Raw genomic sequence first — 17,004 nt, forward strand, 5'->3', positions numbered from 1 at the left:
GAGCGGTGCCGCCCGGGAAGCGGACGGCACCGCTCACGCCGGGGCCCGGCGTCAGCCGAAGAAGACGCCGACCTCTGCGTAGAGCGCCGGGTCGACGGTCTTCAGCTTGGCGGTCGCCTCCGCCAGCGGCACCCGGACGATGTCGGTGCCGCGCAGCGCGACCATCGTGCCGTAGTCGGCCTCCCGCACCGCGTCGATGGCGTGCAGCCCGAAGCGGGTGGCCAGCCAGCGGTCGAAGGCGCTCGGGGTGCCGCCGCGCTGGGTGTGGCCGAGGACGGTGGTCCGGGCCTCCTTGCCGGTGCGCCCCTCGATCTCCTTGGCCAGCCACTCGCCGACGCCGGAGAGCCGGACGTGCCCGAAGGAGTCGGTGCTGCCGTCCTTGAGCACCATCTCGCCGTCCTTGGGCATGGCACCCTCGGCGACCACCACGATCGGCGCGTAGCTGGCCTTGAAGCGGGACTCGATCCAGCGGCAGACCTCGTCGACGTCGAAGCGCTGCTCCGGGATGAGGATGACGTTGGCGCCACCGGCCAGGCCGGAGTGCAGCGCGATCCAGCCGGCGTGCCGGCCCATCACCTCCACGACCAGCACCCGCATGTGGGACTCGGCGGTGGTGTGCAGCCGGTCGATGGCCTCGGTGGCGACCCCGACCGCGGTGTCGAAGCCGAAGGTGTAGTCCGTGGCCGACAGGTCGTTGTCGATGGTCTTGGGCACGCCGACGCAGGGGATGCCGTGCTCCGTGAAGAGCCGGGAGGCGACGCCGAGGGTGTCCTCGCCGCCGATCGCGATCAGCGCCTCGACCTCCTGCTTGGCGAGCGTCTCCCGGATCCGGCGGACCCCGTCCTCCTCCTTGAAGGGGTTGGTCCGCGACGACCCCAGGATGGTGCCGCCGCGGGGCAGGATGCCGCGCACCGCCGGGATGTCCAGCCGGACGGTGTTGCCCTCCAGGGGGCCGCGCCAGCCGTCCCGGAAGCCGACGAACTCGTATCCGTACTCCTGGGTGCCCTTGCGGACGATGCCCCTGATCACCGCGTTCAGACCCGGGCAGTCGCCACCGCCGGTCAGTACTCCGACCCGCATCGCTTCACCTTCATCCCGTCCGTGGCCGCGTAACGGCCGTCCGTGAGCGTCAACGCCGGTCACGCTAATGGTGACCTGGCTCACTCCGGGATGGTGCGGACGCCGGATTCCCTTCCGTTGCACGGGAGTTGGGGCCCGGCGTTCACCCTTACGAGCGGACGGCCGCGGCCCCGGCGGGGGACGTCCGGAGCCTCAGACGCCGTCGAGGCCGCGCTCTATCGCGTACCGCACCAGCTCGACGCGGTTGTGCAACTGGAGCTTGCCGAGGGTGTTCTGGACGTGGTTCTGCACGGTGCGGTGCGAGATGACCAGCCGCTCGGCGATCTGCTTGTACGAGAGCCCCTTGGCGACCAGGCGCAGCACCTCCGTCTCCCGCTCCGTCAGCCGGGGGGCACCCGGGTCGTCGGCGGTCGCGGGGGACGGCTCCGTCGCCAGCCGGCGGTACTCGCCGAGGACCAGGCCGGCCAGTCCCGGGGTGAAGACCGGGTCGCCGGCGGCGGTGCGGCGGACCGCGTCGAGCAGTTCCTCGGTGCTGGCGGACTTCAGCAGATAGCCGGTGGCACCGGACTTCACCGCCTCCAGGACGTCGGCGTGCTCGCCGCTGGCGGAGAGCACCAGCACCCGCAGCGACGGATCGCCGCCGACCAGCTCCTTGCACACCCGGACGCCGGGCAGGCCCGGCAGATTGAGGTCCAGGACCAGCACGTCGGGCGCCGCGGCCTGGGCCCGGCGCACCGCCTGGAGCCCGTCCCCGGCCGTCGCGACCACGTCGAACCCGGCCTCCGCCAGATCCCGGGCGACCGCGTCCCGCCACATCGGGTGGTCGTCGACCACCATGACCCGCAGGCGCGTCCCGTCACTCATGTCCGTCTCTCCCCCGTCGTCCGCCCTCGGGCGCACGGCCCTTGGGAACCTTCAGCTCCACTTCCGTGCCCTGGCCGGGGACCGAGATCCACTCGGCGCTGCCGCCCAGCTCCCGCAGCCGGCCGCGGATCGACAGGGCCACCCCCAGGCGGCCCTCGCGCTCGGCCGCGGCGAGCCGCCCCTCGGGGATGCCGGGGCCCTCGTCGCGCACCGTCACCAGCACCGCGTCCGGTTCGTCCTCCACCAGGATCCACGCGCGGGCGTCGGCCCCCACGTGCACCCGGACATTGTCCAACGCGGCACCGACAGCGGCGGCCAGCTCACCCGCGGCCACGGCCGGCAGCCCCACCGGGGTGCCCGGGCCGGAGAGCGCCACCCCGGCCCCGGCGTGCGGAGCCAGCAGCGCCATCAGGTCGCAGGGGCCGCCCGGTGGCGGGCCGGGGACCGCCGGAAGGTCCGGGGCCGCGGCCTCCGCCGCGGGATCGGCCGCCGTCCGCTGCCGGGGCACCAGGCCACCGGCGACCAGGGTGCGCAGCGCCACCTCCTGCTCACCGGCCATCCGGCCCAGCTCGGCCGCCTCGCCGCCGAGCGCGGCACCGCGCCGCTGCACCATGGCGAGCACCTGTAGCACGCTGTCGTGGATGTCGCGGGCCAGCCGCTCCCGCTCGCGGGTGGCGGCCTCGATCTGGAGGGCGCGGGCCAGCGTGCGCTCACTGGCCCGCGCCACCTCGACGACATAGCCGATGGCGACGCTGGCCACCCACACCAGCACCACGTTGTGGACGGTGTCCCGGGCCAGCACCTGGCGCTCGACGAGGTTGGCCGCCGCCACGATGCTGGAAGCCACCGCGGCCCACCGCCAGCCGCCCTTGATGGCGAAGCCCAGCACCGCCCCCGCCGTCCAGATCGACGGCAGCGTCGGGCCGCCGCCCATGATGCGGGCCTGGGTGTCGATCAGCGACGTCAGCAGGATGCCGCCGACCGCGAAGCCGAGGTCGGCGAGGAGGAACTGCCGGGTGCAGCGCTCGGCGGACGTCGTCCGGCGCCAGGTCAGCGCCGTCCAGAGGGTGAGCGCGGCCATGTACGCGGCGCCGCCCAGCGGGTGCGCGTAGCGCGGGTAGGCGACCGCGAACAGGCCCAGGACGTAGACCAGGGTCAGGATGCGGTAGCCGGTGAGCGCCCGCCACAGCGGCAGCTCGACGGACATCCGCAGCGCCTTCGGGCGCCCGCCCGGCCGCGCGCCGCGGTCGCCCCCGGCGTCGTCGGCCGTGGTCGGTATGTCGTCCCTGTCGGCATCCGTCATGCCGGCCCCCACCCCTCACCGGGGCCGCCCCGCCCCGGTCTCGGCTCGTCCGTCCCGTCTCCCCGGCGGTGGCCCGAACGGCCCCGCGCCGTGCTACGCCCCGGCCTTCTTCTGCGCCTCGGCGGCCTTGGCCGCCTCGGCGATCTGCCGCTTGGCCGCGGTCGCGTAGATGTCGACGTACTCCTGACCCGAGAGCTTCATGATCTCGTACATCACCTCGTCGGTGATCGAGCGCAGGATGTAGCGGTCGCCCTCCATGCCCTGGTAGCGGCTGAAGTCCAGCGGCCTGCCGATCCGGATGCCGGGCCGGACCATCTTGGGCAGGACCTTGCCGGGCGGCTGCACCTTCTCGGTGTCGATCATCGCCACGGGGATGACCGGCGCCCCGGTGGCCAGCGCCACCCGCGCCAGACCGCCCGGCTTGCCGCGGTAGAGCCTGCCGTCCGGGGAGCGGGTGCCCTCCGGGTAGATGCCGAACAGCTCGCCGCGCTCCAGCACCTCGATACCGCTCTTGATCGCGGCCTCGCCGGCGCCGCGGGCGCCCGAGCGGTCGACCGGGAGCTGCCCCACGCCCTTGAAGAACGCGGCGGTGAGCTTCCCCTTGACGCCCGGGGAGGTGAAGTACTCGGCCTTGGCGATGAAGGTGACCTTGCGGTCGAGCACCGCGGGCAGGAAGAACGAGTCCGAGAAGGACAGATGGTTGCTCGCGAGGATCGCCGGGCCCTCGGCGGGAACGTTCTCGATGCCTTCCACCCAGGGACGGAACGCGAGCCTCAGCGGACCGCCGATGGAAAACTTCATTGCGCCGTAGATCAACCGACTGCCTCCTGTGTCTGACGCACTGACCTTAACCCCCGCGCGGCGCGCCGGGGGCCGCGGCGGGCCACGCGACGGCGCACGGGCCCGCCGGAGGCCGTGCGCAGGGCGGTCCCCGCCGGCATCCGCGCCCCTGGTCGGACCACGGCCCTACCCCCGCCGCGGTCACTCCGCGTACCCTGAGGTAACCCGCGAGCCCCCTCACCGATCGGAGTCCCCCGGTGCCGCTCCTCCCCGGAGCCGAGCCGTTCCGCCGCGACGGCGGAGACGTCGGCGTCCTCGTCTGCCACGGCTTCACCGGCTCCCCGCAGTCCGTCCGCCCCTGGGCCGAGTACCTGGCCGACCGGGGCCTGAGCGTCACCGTCCCGCTGCTGCCCGGCCACGGCACGCGCTGGGAGGACATGCAGCTCACCACCTGGCAGGACTGGTACGCCGAGGTCGACCGCGAACTGCGCGCACTGGCCGAGCGCTGCACCAGGGTCTTCGTCTGCGGACTGTCCATGGGCGGCGCGCTGGCCCTGCGGCTGGCCGCCCGGCACGGCGACACCCTCAGCGGCGTCGCCCTGGTCAACCCCGGCAACAAGGTCCACGACGCGGCGGCACCGCTGCTGCCGGTGCTGCGGCACGTCGTCCGCTCGACGAAGGGCATCGCCAGCGACATCGCCAAGCCCGGTGCGACGGAGGTCGGTTACGACCGGGTGCCGCTGCACGCCGCGCACTCGCTGCGGCGCTTCTTCCAGCTGGTCGACTCCGAACTCCCGCGCGTCACCCAGCCGTTGCTGGTGCTGACCAGCCGCCAGGACCACGTCGTCCCGCCCGTCGACTCCGAGCGCATCCTCGGCCGGGTCTCCTCCACCGACGTCCGGCACGTCCTGCTGGAGCGCAGCTACCACGTCGCCACGCTCGACCACGACGCGGAACGGATCTTCCAGGACACCCACGACTTCATCACCCGGCTCGCCCCGGAGGCCCGGCCGGCGACGGCCGAGGAGGGGACGGCGGCCAGTGGCGGAGCGTAGCCCCCGCGACCCCCGGGACCCGCTGGACGAGGAGGCCGCGTGGGCCGAGATCGTCGCGGGGTACGGCGAGCGGCCGGATTTCCCGGCATCCGGGGAGCGCCCGGACCGCGCGCCGGCGGACGGCGACGCCCCGGACTCCCCCGCGGCGCGCCCCGGTGACGGCCCGCCCGACAGCCCGCCGTCGCGCCCCGGCAGCTTCGTGGTCTACGCCCCCGGTGTGGGACCGCGCGACTGGACCCCCGAGAAGCCCTCCGACGACGACGACTTCGACGAGACCGACGAGGGCCACTTCACCCCGCCCGAGCCACCGCCGCTGCCGAGCGCCGACACCACCACCAAGTTCGCCTGGATCGCAGCCCTGGGCGGCCCGCTGCTGCTGGTCGGCACGGTCGTCCTCCAGCAGCCGGTCACCTGGTGGATCGCGGTGCTGGGCATCGGCGGCTTCCTGGGCGGCCTGGCCACCCTCTTCGCGCGGATGGGCAACGACCGGGACGACGACGAGGACATGCCGGGCGGCGGCGCGGTCGTCTGAGGACCGCGGGCCGGCCGGTCAGCCGCCGGCCGGCACCCGCAGGGCCGCCAGCACGGGCAGGTGGTCCGAGGCGGCCAGCAGATCGGCCGCCCGCAGGCCCGGCAGGCCGTACGGCACACCGCAGCCGAGCACCTCGACGCCGCCGGTGGTGAACAGCGCGTCGATCCGCTGCCGCGGCGCGTGCGGGGTGGAGGTGAACTCCCCGCCCCACGGCTCGGCCGCCCAGCCGTCCCTGAGCTCCCCGGCGATCCGCCGGAAACTCCGGCCGTCCGGCCGGTCGTTGAGGTCGCCGCCGACCACCGCGTGCGGCACGCCCAGCCCGGCGACCCGCTCCAGCAGCAGCCCTGCCTGGCCGTACCGCTCCCGGGCGTCGAGGCTGAGGTGGCAGCTGACGACCCCGAGCCGGGCCCCGGCGAAGCGCAGCACGGCGGTGGCCAGGCCCCGCTGGTGCAGGCCGGGGGTGCGGGGCAGCAGGACGTCCTCGGTGCGCTCCACGTGGGCGCGGAGCCGGGCGAGGATCATCGGGCCCGCGGTGGTGGCACCGCCGGTGACGTAGGTCAGGCCGCTCGCCCGGGCGAGGCGCTCGGCGGCCTTGCGCCAGCGGAAGAAGCGCGGCGCCTCCTGGACGAGGACGAGATCGGGGGCGCAGGCCCGGATGACCCGGGCCAGCGCCGCCCGATCGTCGCGCATCGAGCGGATGTTGTAGCTGAGCACCCGGACGACCGCGCTGCCGTCGGCCTCCGTGGCGGAGGGCGGGAGTCCGGCGGCGGAGCCCGCCGGGTCGGACGCGGTCCCTCCGGAGCGCTCGGCCGCCATCCGCGTCAGCCCTGGCGCGCCAGGTCGGCGGCGCCGACCAGCCCGGCCTTGCCGCCGAGTTGGGCGGCGAGCACCTGGGCGTGCGGCCGCCACTGGCTGCCGACGAGCCAGCGCCGGAAGGACTTGCGGATCGGGTCGAGCACCAGCTCGCCCTCGTCCGAGACGCCGCCGCCGACGATGAAGGCCGACGGGTCGAAGAGCGAGGCCAGGTCGGCGAGGCCGGCGCCGGCCCAGCGGGCCAGCTCGCGGAAGGAGTCGACGGCGACCGGGTCGCCCTGGCGGGCGGCGGCGCTGATGTGCCGGCCCTCGATGCCCTCGGGGGTGCCGTCGCCGAGCGCCAGCAGCGCCGCGGCGTGCTCCGGTGTGGCGAAGGCGCGCTGCCGGGCGTAGCGCAGCAGGGCGCGGCCGGAGGCGTACTGCTCCCAGCAGCCCTGGCTGCCGCAGCCGCAGAGCAGGCCGTCGGGGACGACCCGGATGTGGCCGAACTCGGCGGCGACGCCGAAGCGGCCGCGGCGGAGCTTGTTGCCGATGATGATGCCGCCGCCCAGGCCCGTGCCGAGGGTGATGCAGATGACGTCGCTGTGGCCCTGGCCGGCGCCGAAGCGGTACTCGCCCCAGGCCGCGGCGTTGGCGTCGTTCTCGACGACGACGGGGAGGCCGACGCGCTGCTCGACCTTGTCCTTGAGCGGCTCGTGGCGCCAGTCGATGTTCGGCGCGAAGAGGACCGTGGCCCGCTTCTCGTCGACGTAGCCGGCGGCGCCGATGCCGACGGCCTCGACGCGGTGGCCGGCTCCCACCGTGCGGACGGCGTCCGCGATGGCCTCGGTCAGCGCGTCGGTGGCCTGCGGGGTCGGTACCTTGCACGTCTCAAGGATCGAACCCTCTTCGTCGACCACACCGGCCGCGATCTTCGTGCCGCCGATGTCGACGCCGATGGTGAGTCCCATGTGTCCCTCAGTTTTCGCTCGAACCCCGCCGAGAACCACCGTACCGGAGGCAGGGGGAGCTCCCTCGCCGGTCAGGGCCGCCGGGGCGGGGGACCGCGGGGTCCTCCGCCGCCCGCGGGCGGCGGGCGTCAGTCGAGGTCGATGCGCTCGGTGCCGGCCGGGCCGTCGTCGCGCGGGTCGGCGGCCGGGTCCTCGGGGCGGTCGGCCGGGCCGGGCTCGCGGGTCCAGCGGCGCTCGCTGCCCGTCACCGCGGAGCGGTACGCGGCGAGCAGTTCGGAGCCGGCCGCGGCGAGGTGGTCGAAGACGTCGGGGTTGCGCTCGATGACCGGCTCGACGGCGGCCTTGGCCTGCCGCAGCAGCTCGCCCACCGCGCCGCTGGCGGCGATCCCGCCGAGCGCGCCGGGCAGTTGGATGGCGGCGAGCTTGTCGGTCACCGCCTCGGCGAGCCGGCGCAGCTCCTCGGCCGCGGTGCCCGGCTGGGGGCCGTACTCGGCCCGGCGGCGGGCCTGTTCCGCGGCGAGGTCCTCGGCGCAGGCCGTCTTCCAGGCGTCGTCGTCCGGCTCGGCGCGGCGGTCGGCGGGGCGCTCGGTGGCATCACTCATGGCGGACTCCGTGGACTCCTGCAGGCGGTACGGACCGTACGGGTGCCGTGCGCGGACGCACGACGATGACGTCTTACGACGTTACCCGAACGGGGGTGCCCGGATCAGTCGCTCAGCGCGGTCCGCGGCCAGAGCCCCGGGTCGGGGGTGAAGCGGATCTCCAGGGTGCCGTCGCGCAGGGCGGCGCCGGAGACGGTGCAGCGGCGCAGCGCGGAGGGCAGGGTGCGGATCCGCCGGAAGCGGCCGACGGTCACCACGATCTCGTCGCCGCGGCGCACCAGGCCGAGGCCGTCCCGCCGGGCGCCGGGCAGCGGCACCCGCCAGACGAGGATGCCGTCGGACGCCAGCCGGTCCTCGACGGTCCAGGGGTCGGCGGGCGCGGGCGGCGGCGCCGCGGGGGGCGGGGCGCCGGCGGCACCGTCGAGCAGGGCGCCGAGCTCCTCGATGCCCTGGGGGTCGCGGCCGAGGTGCGGCACCTCGTGGACGGGGACGTCGGGGAACTCCTCGCGCAGCGCCTTCAGGGCGTCCTGCTGGCCGCCGGAGAGCCCGGCGAGGAAGGGGTCCGCGGAGCCGGTGGGCAGCAGGCGGTTGACGAGGACGGCGTCGGTGCGCCGGCCGTGCAGCGCCAGGCCGGCGCGGAGCGGGCGCAGGGTGGCGGTGGCGACCGGTCCGGCGTCGGTGACCAGCCGGACGGTGGTGCCGGGGGCGTCCACCACCCGCTGGACGGCGGCGAGTTCGCGCTCCCAGCGCTCGGCGGCCTCGTACAGCTTCTGGGCCGGCATGGGGACGCCGGCGAGCTGGGCGAGCACCGGGCGCAGCGCGCGGGCGGCCTGGCGCTCGGGCGGCAGCAGGCGGCGGAGGTAGCGGCGGACCTGCGCGGGCAGGGCCAGCAGCCGGATCGTTTCGGCGGCCGGCGGCATGTCGACGACCAGGAGGTCCCAGGCGTCCGAGGCGTGGGCGGCGCGCAGCGCGTGCAGCAGCGCGAAGGACTCGGAGCCGGGGAGTTCGGTGAGTTCGTCCTCGTCGAGCGGGGCCGCGCCGAGCAGGTCGAGGGCGGCGCCGGCGCGGTCCTGGAAGGCGAGGAACTCCTGGCGGAAGCGGTCGGCGGGGTCGATGCGGTGGGCGTGCAGGCCGGGGGCCGCCGCTATCGGCGCGGGTTCGGCGACGCCGGGGCGGACGCCGAGGACCGCCTCCGGGGCGCTGCTCTGGGTGGTGAGCAGGAGGGTCCGCGCGCCGTGCCGGGCACCGGCCAGGGCGGTCGCGGCGGCGAGCGTGGTGCGGCCCGCGCCGCCGGGGCCGGTGACGAGGACGGTCCGCACGCTCAGCGCTTCTCGGCCTCGTCGGCGGCGGTCGCGGTCGTGGCGCCGGGCGCCTCGGGGTCGCTCTCCACGCGCTTCTTCAGCCCGGCCAGCGCCCGGTCGATGATGACCTTCTCGGCCTTGCGCTTGATCATGCCGAGCATCGGGATCTTGACGTCGACGGTGAGCTGGTAGGTGACCTCGGTGCGGGTGCCGCCGGCCAGCGCGGTGAGCCGGTAGGAGCCGTCGAGGACGCGCAGCATCTGCGACTTGACCAGCGACCAGCTGACCTCGTTCTCGCCGGTCCAGGTGTAGGCGAGGGTGTGGTCGTCCTTGATGGCGCCGGCGTCCAGCACCAGGCGCACCTTCTCCGCGCGGCCCCGGTCGTCGGTGGCCAGGATCTCGGCCTCCTTGACCTCTCCGGTCCACTCCGGATAGCGGGCGAAGTCGGCGATCACTCCCATCACCTCGGCCGGTGCCGCCTCGATCGTGATGTTCGAGCTGGTGTGTTCGGCCATCGCCGTGACTCCTCCATGCCGATTCATGCCGGTCCGCCGACCCTTCCCCGGGCTCTGCGCGCCGAGCCGGGGCGACTCCGTTGCCCGGTGTCTGTGCTGCTGAAGGCTACCGCGCGGCGCAACCGTGACCGACACCAGCAGGCCCACCGCGACGGCCCGGCCGTGCGGCCCGGTGCCGGGCTCACCACTCCAGCACGTACGGCCTGCCGGTCGCGTTGAAGTGCCCGACATTGACGCATTCCGTACCGCCGATCCGGAGCCGGCGGGCCAGCGGCTGGTGGACGTGGCCGAAGAGGGCGTAGCGCGGCCGGGTGGCGCGGATGGCGTGCAGCAGGGCCGCGCTGCCGCGCTCGAAGCGGCGGGCGACGGTGTCGTAGCAGAGTTCGGGGACGTCCGGCGGGATGTGGGTGCACAGCACGTCGACCTCGCCGACCGCCTCGATCTTGGCGGCGTACTCCTCGTCGCCGATCTCGTAGGGCGTCCGCATCGGGGTGGTCAGCCCGCCGCCGACGAAGCCGAAGACCCGGCCGCCGATCTCCACCCGCTGCCCGTCCAGGACGGTGGTGCCAGGGCGGGCGAATTCCGGCCACAGACGCGGGATGTCGACGTTGCCGTAGGTGGCGTAGGTGGGGGTGGGGAAGGCGGCGAAGAGGTCGGCGTACTGGCGGCGGACCGCGGTCTCGATGACCTCCTCCCGGCTCGCGCCGTCGCGGTCCAGCCCGGCCCAGAGCCGGCGGCCCAGCGCGCGGGCCTCGTCGAAGCGGCGGGCGGTGCGCAGTTCGACCAGGGCGGCGGCGTTGGCGGCGCCGAAGAGGTCGGGGAAGATGCCGCGCGAGTGGTCCGCGTAGTCGAGGAAGAGGACCAGGTCGCCGAGGCAGACCAGGGCGTCGGCCCCGTCGCCGGCCACCCTCAGGTCCCGGCTGTTCCCATGGACGTCGCTCACCACATGCACGCGCATGACGTCACCCTATGAGCGCGCGGGCCGCCGCGGGGAGGCGGGGCGGCCCGGCGGTTACTTTCGGGTCACCTCAGGGCTGGACTAGTCTGCGCGTGCAGTCCCCATGACGTGTCCGCAGCATGTGACGCATCGAACATCTGGCCGTGCACCCCTATCCCAAAGGCAATACCGGTGGGTAACGTCCGGCCCGTCCAATCCCCCCGCATGATCATGGACCGCAGCCGGTGCACACACAGCGTCGTGGGTGCCGGCGCTTTCGAGGAGCAGCAGTCTTGCGCGAGTTCAGCCTTCCGGCCCTGTACGAGGTCCCCGCGGACGGCAATCTGACGGACCTGATCCGCCGCAATGCCGCACAGTACCCGGATGTCGCGGTCCTGGGGCGGAAGGTGAACGGCGTCTGGCAGGACGTCACCGCCGCCGCCTTCCTCGCCGAGGTCCGGGCGGTCGCCAAGGGCCTGATGGCCGCCGGGATCGAGCCGGGCGACCGGGTCGGCCTGATGTCGCGCACCCGTTACGAGTGGACGCTGCTGGACTTCGCCATCTGGAGCGCGGGCGCCATCACCGTCCCCGTCTACGAGACCAGCTCCGCCGAGCAGATCCAGTGGATCCTCGGCGACTCCGGCGCGGCCGCCTGCCTGGTGGAGACGCCCGACCACGAGGCGACGGTGGAGTCGGTCCGCGACCGGCTGCCGGACCTGGCGAACATCTGGCAGATCGAGCGGGACGCGGTCGCCCGGCTGCGGGCCGCCGGCGACGGCATCACCGACCAGGAGGTCGACGAGCGCAGCGCGCTGGCCGACGCCGACTCCCCCGCCACCATCGTCTACACCTCCGGCACCACCGGCCGCCCCAAGGGCTGTGTGCTCAGCCACCGCAGCTTCTTCGCCGAGTGCGGCAACGTCGTCGAGCGGCTGAAGCCGCTCTTCCGCACCGGCGACTCCTCCGTGCTGCTCTTCCTCCCCGTCGCGCACGTCTTCGGCCGGCTGGTGCAGGTCGCCTCCGTCATGGCGCCCATCAAGCTGGGCCACGCGCCGGACATCAAGAACCTCACCGACGACCTGGCCTCCTTCCGGCCGACGATGATCCTGGGCGTCCCCCGGGTCTTCGAGAAGGTCTACAACTCCGCGCGGGCCAAGGCGCAGGCCGACGGCAAGGGAAAGATCTTCGACAAGGCGGCGGACACCGCGATCGCGTACAGCCGGGCACTGGACACCCCCGGCGGCCCGTCCCTCGGCCTGAAGGTGAAGTACAAGGTCTTCGACCGGCTGGTCTACGGCAAGCTGCGGGCGGTGCTCGGCGGCCGGGCCGGCCACGCCATCTCCGGCGGCGCCCCGCTCGGCGAGCGGCTGGGCCACTTCTACCGCGGCATCGGCTTCACCGTCCTGGAGGGCTACGGCCTGACGGAGTCCTGCGCGGCCACCGCGTTCAACCCCTGGGACCGGCAGAAGATCGGCACGGTCGGCCAGCCGCTGCCCGGCTCGGTGGTCCGGATCGCCGACGACGGCGAGGTGCTGCTGCACGGCGAGCACCTCTTCAGCGAGTACTGGAACAACCCGACGGCCACCAAGGAGGCGCTGTCCGACGGCTGGTTCCACACCGGCGACCTCGGCACCCTCGACGAGGACGGCTACCTCGCCATCACCGGCCGCAAGAAGGAGATCCTGGTGACCGCGGGCGGCAAGAACGTCGCCCCGGCCGTCATCGAGGACCGGATCCGCGCCCACGCGCTGATCGCCGAGTGCATGGTGGTCGGCGACGGCCGCCCGTTCATCGGCGCGCTGATCACCCTGGACGAGGAGTTCCTGCCCCGCTGGGCCGAGGAGCACGGCCACCCGGCCGACACGACGCCCGCCCGACTCGCCGACGACCCCGAGCTGCTGGCCGCCGTGCAGCGCGCGGTCGACGACGGCAACGCGGCGGTCTCCAAGGCCGAGTCGGTCCGCAAGTTCCGTATCCTGCCGACCCAGTTCACCGAGGAGTCGGGACATGTGACGCCCTCGCTGAAGCTGAAGCGGAACGTCGTCGCGAAGGACTTCGCGGAGGAGATCGAGGCGATCTACCGCGGGTGACCCGCGGGCCCCACGCGGGGCGCCGGGGCATCGGGCCGGTGAGCGGAGTGTCCGCACACCGGCCCGCGCCACGACCACCGGGCTACAGAAGCTCCCTGAGCCGCTCCGCGAGCAGGTCCCAGCGCCACTTCTCCTCCACCCAGGCGCGGCCGCGGGCCCCCATCGTGCGACGCAGCCCGGGGTCCTTCAGGAGCGTGACGAGGCGGTCGGCGACGGCCTCCGGGGAGCCGCCGGGGACCACCCGGCCGGTCTCGCCCTCCAACACCGCGTCCGGCGCGCCGCCCGAGTCGCCGGCCACGACCGGGAGTCCGGTGGCGGACGCCTCCAGGTAGACGATGCCCAGGCCCTCGACGTCCAGCCCGCCGCGGCGGGTGCGGCAGGGCATCGCGAAGACGTCGCCCGCGCCGTAGTGGGCGGGCAGCTGCTCCCACGGGACGGCACCGGTGAAGCGGACCGCGTCGGCGACGCCCTTCTCCAGCGCCAGCCGGTGCAGCTGCGCCTCGTACGGGCCGCCGCCGACGATCAGCAGCACCGCGTCCGGCACCGCCGCGCGGACCGCCGGCAGCGCCTCGATCAGGGTGTCCTGCCCCTTGCGCGGGACGAGCCGGGAGACGCAGACCACCACCGGCCGGTCGGCGAGCCCGAGCCGGGCCCGTACGGCGTCGCCGCCCGAGTCCGGGTGGAAGGTCTTCTCGTCGACGCCGGGCGGGAGTTGGACCATCCGGGCGGCGGCTTCCGGGGTGAGCGCGGCGGCGATCCGCGTGCGGGTGTACTCGCCGAGGTAGGTGAGGGTGTCGGTGCCCTCGCCGATCCGCCGCAGCAGTTGCCGGGCCGCCGGCAGCTGCGCCCAGCCGGCCTCGTGGCCGTGGGTGGTGGCCACTATCCGGCGGGCGCCGGCCGCGCGGAGCGCCGGGGCCATCAGCCCCAGCGGCGCGGCGGCCCCGAACCACACCGACGAGCAGCCGTGTTCGCGCAGCAGCGAGACCGCCCGCCGGGTCACCCGGGGCGTGGGCAGCAGCATCGTCGTGGCGTCCCGGACCACCGGGAAGGGCTGCTCGGCGTCGAAGGCGGCGGTGGCCGCCCGGCCCTCCTCGGTCCGCTTCCAGGTGGAGGCGTACACGACGACCTGCTCGGGATCCAGCCGCAGCGCCATGCTGTGCAGAAACGCCTGGATTCCGCCGGGCCGGGGCGGGAAGTCGTTGGTGACGATGAGGGTCTTGTGCACGGTGGTCTCTTAAGCGGTCGGTGGTCTCTCGGTGAGCGGCGGTCTCCCGGCCGGCGGGGCGCGGCGCCTCCCGCGGGGTCCGGGGCCGACAGTACCGGGTGGGCGGGTCCGGGCGGCGGCCGGCCGGGGCGGGGCGGCGCGCCCCGCCACGCCCGCGCCCGGCGTGCCCGGCCGTGTTCACCGGCGCGCACACCCCCTCCGGGCATCATGCACGCAGGACGACCCACGGGGTGACGATGACCAGCACCGACAGCAGGGCGGACGCGGCGGGCCCGCCCCGCCGGTCCGCCCCGCCCGGCGCCTCCGCCCGCGCCACCCCGGCCGCCCGGGCCGCCGGTTCCGCGGCCGCCGCCTGGACGGCCTGGGCCGCGACCCGGGCGCTGCTCCTGCTGTGCGTCCTCCGGGTGCTGGTGCTGCCCGGCCCGGACGTCAGCACCGACGTCTCGGTGATCTACCACGGCTGGGCCGAGGTGCTGCGCTCCGGGACCTTCCCGCTGGACGACGTCACCTGGCAGTACCCGCCGGCCGCCGCCCTGCCCGTCCTGGCCCCCGACCTGCTGCCCTTCCTGCCCTACGCCACCGCGTTCTTCGTGCTGGTGCTGGCCGTGGACGCGGTCGCGCTGGCGCTCTTCCTGCGGGTCGGACGCACGCCGGGGCACCGCCGGACCGGGGCCTGGGCGTGGATCGCGGGCGTCGCCCTGCTCGGCCCGACCGCCTACGCCCGCTACGACCTGCTGGTGGCGGCGGTGGCCGCGGCGGCGCTGTTCGCGGCGGCCCGCCGGCCGCGCACCGCGGGCGCGCTGATCGCCTGCGGCGCCCTGCTGAAGGTCTGGCCGGTGCTGCTGCTGGCCGGGGCGCCGCTGCGCGGCCGCCGGGCCCGCGCCCTGTGGTGGAGCGCGGCCGGCTGGGCCGCCGGGCTGACACTGGCCGCGGTCACGGCGGCGCCGGGCGCGCTGGCCTTCCTCACCTTCCAGCGCGACCGCGGCACGGAGGTCGAGTCGCTGGGCGCGCTGGTCCTGCACCTCGCCCGGCACGCCGGCTGGCCCGGCGAGGTGCAACTCCACTACGGCTCGCTGGAGTTCCTCGGGCCCGGCGTGCCGCTCGTCAGCGCCCTCTCGCTGGCGCTGACCGGCGCCGCGCTGGCCTGGCTGGTCCACTGGCGGCTGCGCGCCGGAACGCCCGGCGAACCCGCGGTGCTCTGCGACGCCGCCTTCACCGCCGTCCTCCTCTTCACCACCACCAGCCGGGTGATCAGCCCGCAGTACCTGCTGTGGCTGGTCGGGCTGGCCGCGGTCTGCCTGACCGTACGGGCGAGCCGGCAGGCCCTGCCGGCCGTGCTGGTGCTGCCGGCCGCCGGAGCGACCCTGCTGGAGTTCCCGGTCGGCTTCGCCGACGTGGTGGCCAGCGACTCCCCGGGCATCGCACTGCTGGTGCTGCGCAACGGCCTGCTGGTGGCCGCGTCCCTGCTCGCCTGCCGCCGGCTGCGGACCGCCACCGGCCCCGGACGGACCGCGCGGCCGCCCGGTCTGCCCGGCGCCCGCCCCGCGCTCAGCCCAGTTCCCGGCGGACATAAGCGCGCCACATCGCGGTGAACTCCGTCAGCCCGACGCCGAGTTGCTCGCGCATGGCGCGCTCCACCAGGCCGCTGCGACCGCTCCGGGAGCCGCCGTCCACCGCGGAGGCGGCCGAGCCGGCCCGGACCGTCGGGGCGACGGTCCGGGCCTCCATGGGCCCCGTCGCCGTACCGGCCGCGGCGTCGTGGAGCCCGCGCCGCCCGGTGTCCCGGTAGAAGGCGATCAGCCGGTCCTCGCCCCACTTCTCGGCGATCAGCCGGCAGGCCAGCCAGCCGCCCTCGTACGCCTTGGCCAGCCGGTCCGCGCCGGCCCGGAAGCCGAAGTCGGCGTCGCCCGGCAGGCTCGCCGGCTCCCGCCCGGCCGCGACCGCCCGGGAGAGCTCCGGCGCGGTGACGGCGGGCCGGCGGTTCACCTTGCGATAGGCGACCCAGTCCGCGAAGCCCTCGGAGAGCCACAGCGGGGTCGCGGACGTGGTGAGCGCGCGGGTGGCGACATGGGTGGTCTCGTGGGTCAGGACCACCGAGCGGCCCAGGTCGTTGAGCTCCTCGTAGGCATCCGGGTTGACGATCACCCGGTCCGCGGGGGCCGCGGCCGACGACCCGGCCTCGCCGGTGGTGACCGCCGCGATCCCGGCGTACCCGGACGGATCGTCACCGCCCATCAGCTGCGCCATCCGCTCGACACTGTCCGGCGCCTCCACCACCACCTTGCGCGCCCAGGCCCCCTTCCAGGCCGCGGAGACCGCGGGCACCGCCGCGTCCACCCGGGACGCCAGGTCGCGCAGCCGCGAGAGGTCCGCGGCCCCGCCCAGGACCAGGCTGTAGCGGCCGCGGACCACCCGGACCGGGCCCTGGTCCCACAGCTGCCGGCTCCCGCCCTTGCCGTCGCCCGCCCCGTCGGAGTCCGAGCTGACCAGCCAACGGCCGCCGTGCTCGGTGAGGGTGAGGTACTGGACGCTGGTGACCGGCGCGGTGTCGAAGCCCTTGAGGCGGTAGCGCAGCCGCACCTGCGCGGCCAGCCTCCGCCCGTCGCCGAGCGGCAGCGGGAAGGCGCCGGTGGACACCAGGTCGTAGCGCCAGTCGGCGAGCGGGACGGCGGCGAGGTGGTCGAAGACCGCGCGCTGCCGGCCGCGGAAGGCGGTGGCCCGGGGGTCGACGGAGGCCAGGAACGCCGCGGCGTCGTGCCTCCGGACCGCCTCGGCCCGGGCGTCGAGCATCCGCTGGGCGCCGGGGTACTGGTCGCCGGGCCCGTCCGTGGGGGCGCAGCCGGTGAGCTGGACGAGCAGCGCCAGCAGCGGTGCCGCGCAGCCGGCCGCCCGTGCGGCCCGCCGCGGCCCCTTGCGTCGCGCCCTCTGGTCCGGCATGCGGCCGATCGTAAGGGCGG

16 protein-coding genes are annotated in these 17,004 nt (G+C 75.1%); 4 read left to right on the forward strand and 12 right to left on the reverse strand.

Translation table 11 applies throughout. The features are described 5' to 3' along the window. Window positions 1-51 precede the first annotated feature (51 nt). The 4 genes from K2224_RS26235 to K2224_RS26250 all read right to left on the reverse strand — a co-directional run bounded on the left by K2224_RS26235 (window position 52) and on the right by K2224_RS26250 (window position 4,048). Window positions 52-1,080: a 6-phosphofructokinase gene (locus K2224_RS26235; protein WP_221908960.1), complete on the reverse strand. Its 1,029-nt coding sequence runs from the start codon at window positions 1,078-1,080 to the stop codon at window positions 52-54. A 192-nt stretch (window positions 1,081-1,272) separates the two neighbouring features. After that, window positions 1,273-1,944: a response regulator transcription factor gene (locus tag K2224_RS26240; RefSeq protein ID WP_221908961.1), complete on the reverse strand. Its 672-nt coding sequence runs from the start codon at window positions 1,942-1,944 to the stop codon at window positions 1,273-1,275. Further along, window positions 1,937-3,247 (reverse strand): MacS family sensor histidine kinase, encoded by a 1,311-nt coding sequence (macS, locus tag K2224_RS26245; RefSeq protein ID WP_398197885.1) that lies wholly within the window; start codon window positions 3,245-3,247, stop codon window positions 1,937-1,939. The genes K2224_RS26240 and macS overlap by 8 nt, the downstream gene beginning before the upstream one ends. Before the next feature lie 93 nt (window positions 3,248-3,340). Continuing rightward, complete coding sequence (locus tag K2224_RS26250; protein ID WP_221908962.1) at window positions 3,341-4,048, reverse strand: 1-acyl-sn-glycerol-3-phosphate acyltransferase; 708 nt, start codon at window positions 4,046-4,048, stop codon at window positions 3,341-3,343. A gap of 236 nt (window positions 4,049-4,284) precedes the next feature. Here K2224_RS26250 and K2224_RS26255 point away from each other — a divergent pair, with 236 nt between their 5' ends. Together K2224_RS26255 and K2224_RS26260 are read left to right on the forward strand one after the other, a co-directional pair. Beyond that, a complete protein-coding gene (locus tag K2224_RS26255; protein WP_221908963.1) occupies window positions 4,285-5,082 on the forward strand; it encodes a carboxylesterase in 798 nt (265 codons plus the stop codon). After that, window positions 5,069-5,614, forward strand: coding sequence for a hypothetical protein (locus tag K2224_RS26260; protein ID WP_221908964.1), 546 nt, complete (start codon window positions 5,069-5,071; stop codon window positions 5,612-5,614). Before K2224_RS26255 ends, K2224_RS26260 begins: the two co-directional genes overlap by 14 nt. An 18-nt stretch (window positions 5,615-5,632) precedes the next feature. On the opposite strand, the gene K2224_RS26265 is transcribed toward K2224_RS26260, so the two are convergent. From K2224_RS26265 to K2224_RS26290, 6 genes are all read right to left on the reverse strand, one after another. Beyond that, window positions 5,633-6,430 carry an endonuclease/exonuclease/phosphatase family protein gene (locus K2224_RS26265; RefSeq protein WP_221908965.1) on the reverse strand — a complete coding sequence of 266 codons (798 nt, stop codon included), beginning with the start codon at window positions 6,428-6,430 and terminating at the stop codon, window positions 5,633-5,635. A gap of 5 nt (window positions 6,431-6,435) precedes the next feature. Beyond that, complete coding sequence (locus K2224_RS26270; protein ID WP_221908966.1) at window positions 6,436-7,377, reverse strand: ROK family glucokinase; 942 nt, start codon at window positions 7,375-7,377, stop codon at window positions 6,436-6,438. A gap of 128 nt (window positions 7,378-7,505) precedes the next feature. Next, entirely contained in the window at window positions 7,506-7,979 is a 474-nt protein-coding gene (locus K2224_RS26275) for a DUF5304 domain-containing protein (RefSeq protein WP_221908967.1), read from the reverse strand. A gap of 104 nt (window positions 7,980-8,083) precedes the next feature. Then, window positions 8,084-9,298, reverse strand: a complete 1,215-nt coding sequence (locus tag K2224_RS26280) for an ArsA family ATPase (RefSeq protein WP_221908968.1) — start codon at window positions 9,296-9,298, stop codon at window positions 8,084-8,086. Between the two features lie 2 nt (window positions 9,299-9,300). Continuing rightward, on the reverse strand, window positions 9,301-9,795 hold the full coding sequence (locus K2224_RS26285; protein ID WP_221908969.1) for an SRPBCC family protein: 495 nt from the start codon (window positions 9,793-9,795) through the stop codon (window positions 9,301-9,303). Between the two features lie 181 nt (window positions 9,796-9,976). Continuing rightward, window positions 9,977-10,753 carry a metallophosphoesterase gene (locus K2224_RS26290; RefSeq protein ID WP_221908970.1) on the reverse strand — a complete coding sequence of 259 codons (777 nt, stop codon included), beginning with the start codon at window positions 10,751-10,753 and terminating at the stop codon, window positions 9,977-9,979. Window positions 10,754-11,025: 272 nt separating this feature from the next. Here K2224_RS26290 and K2224_RS26295 point away from each other — a divergent pair, with 272 nt between their 5' ends. Then, window positions 11,026-12,822: a long-chain fatty acid--CoA ligase gene (locus tag K2224_RS26295; RefSeq protein WP_221908971.1), complete on the forward strand. Its 1,797-nt coding sequence runs from the start codon at window positions 11,026-11,028 to the stop codon at window positions 12,820-12,822. Between the two features lie 82 nt (window positions 12,823-12,904). Here the strand turns inward: K2224_RS26295 and K2224_RS26300 are convergent, their stop codons facing one another. Next, on the reverse strand, window positions 12,905-14,047 hold the full coding sequence (locus K2224_RS26300; protein WP_221908972.1) for a glycosyltransferase family 4 protein: 1,143 nt from the start codon (window positions 14,045-14,047) through the stop codon (window positions 12,905-12,907). 236 nt (window positions 14,048-14,283) lie between these two features. Here K2224_RS26300 and K2224_RS26305 point away from each other — a divergent pair, with 236 nt between their 5' ends. After that, entirely contained in the window at window positions 14,284-15,639 is a 1,356-nt protein-coding gene (locus K2224_RS26305) for a glycosyltransferase family 87 protein (RefSeq protein ID WP_221908973.1), read from the forward strand. On the opposite strand, the gene K2224_RS26310 is transcribed toward K2224_RS26305, so the two are convergent. After that, on the reverse strand, window positions 15,596-16,984 hold the full coding sequence (locus tag K2224_RS26310; RefSeq protein ID WP_221908974.1) for a hypothetical protein: 1,389 nt from the start codon (window positions 16,982-16,984) through the stop codon (window positions 15,596-15,598). The two genes, K2224_RS26305 and K2224_RS26310, sit on opposite strands and share 44 nt — an antisense overlap. Between the last annotated feature and the right edge of the window lie 20 nt (window positions 16,985-17,004).

The sequence above is a fragment of the Streptomyces sp. BHT-5-2 genome (assembly GCF_019774615.1).
Classification (GTDB): Bacteria; Actinomycetota; Actinomycetes; order Streptomycetales; family Streptomycetaceae; genus Streptomyces.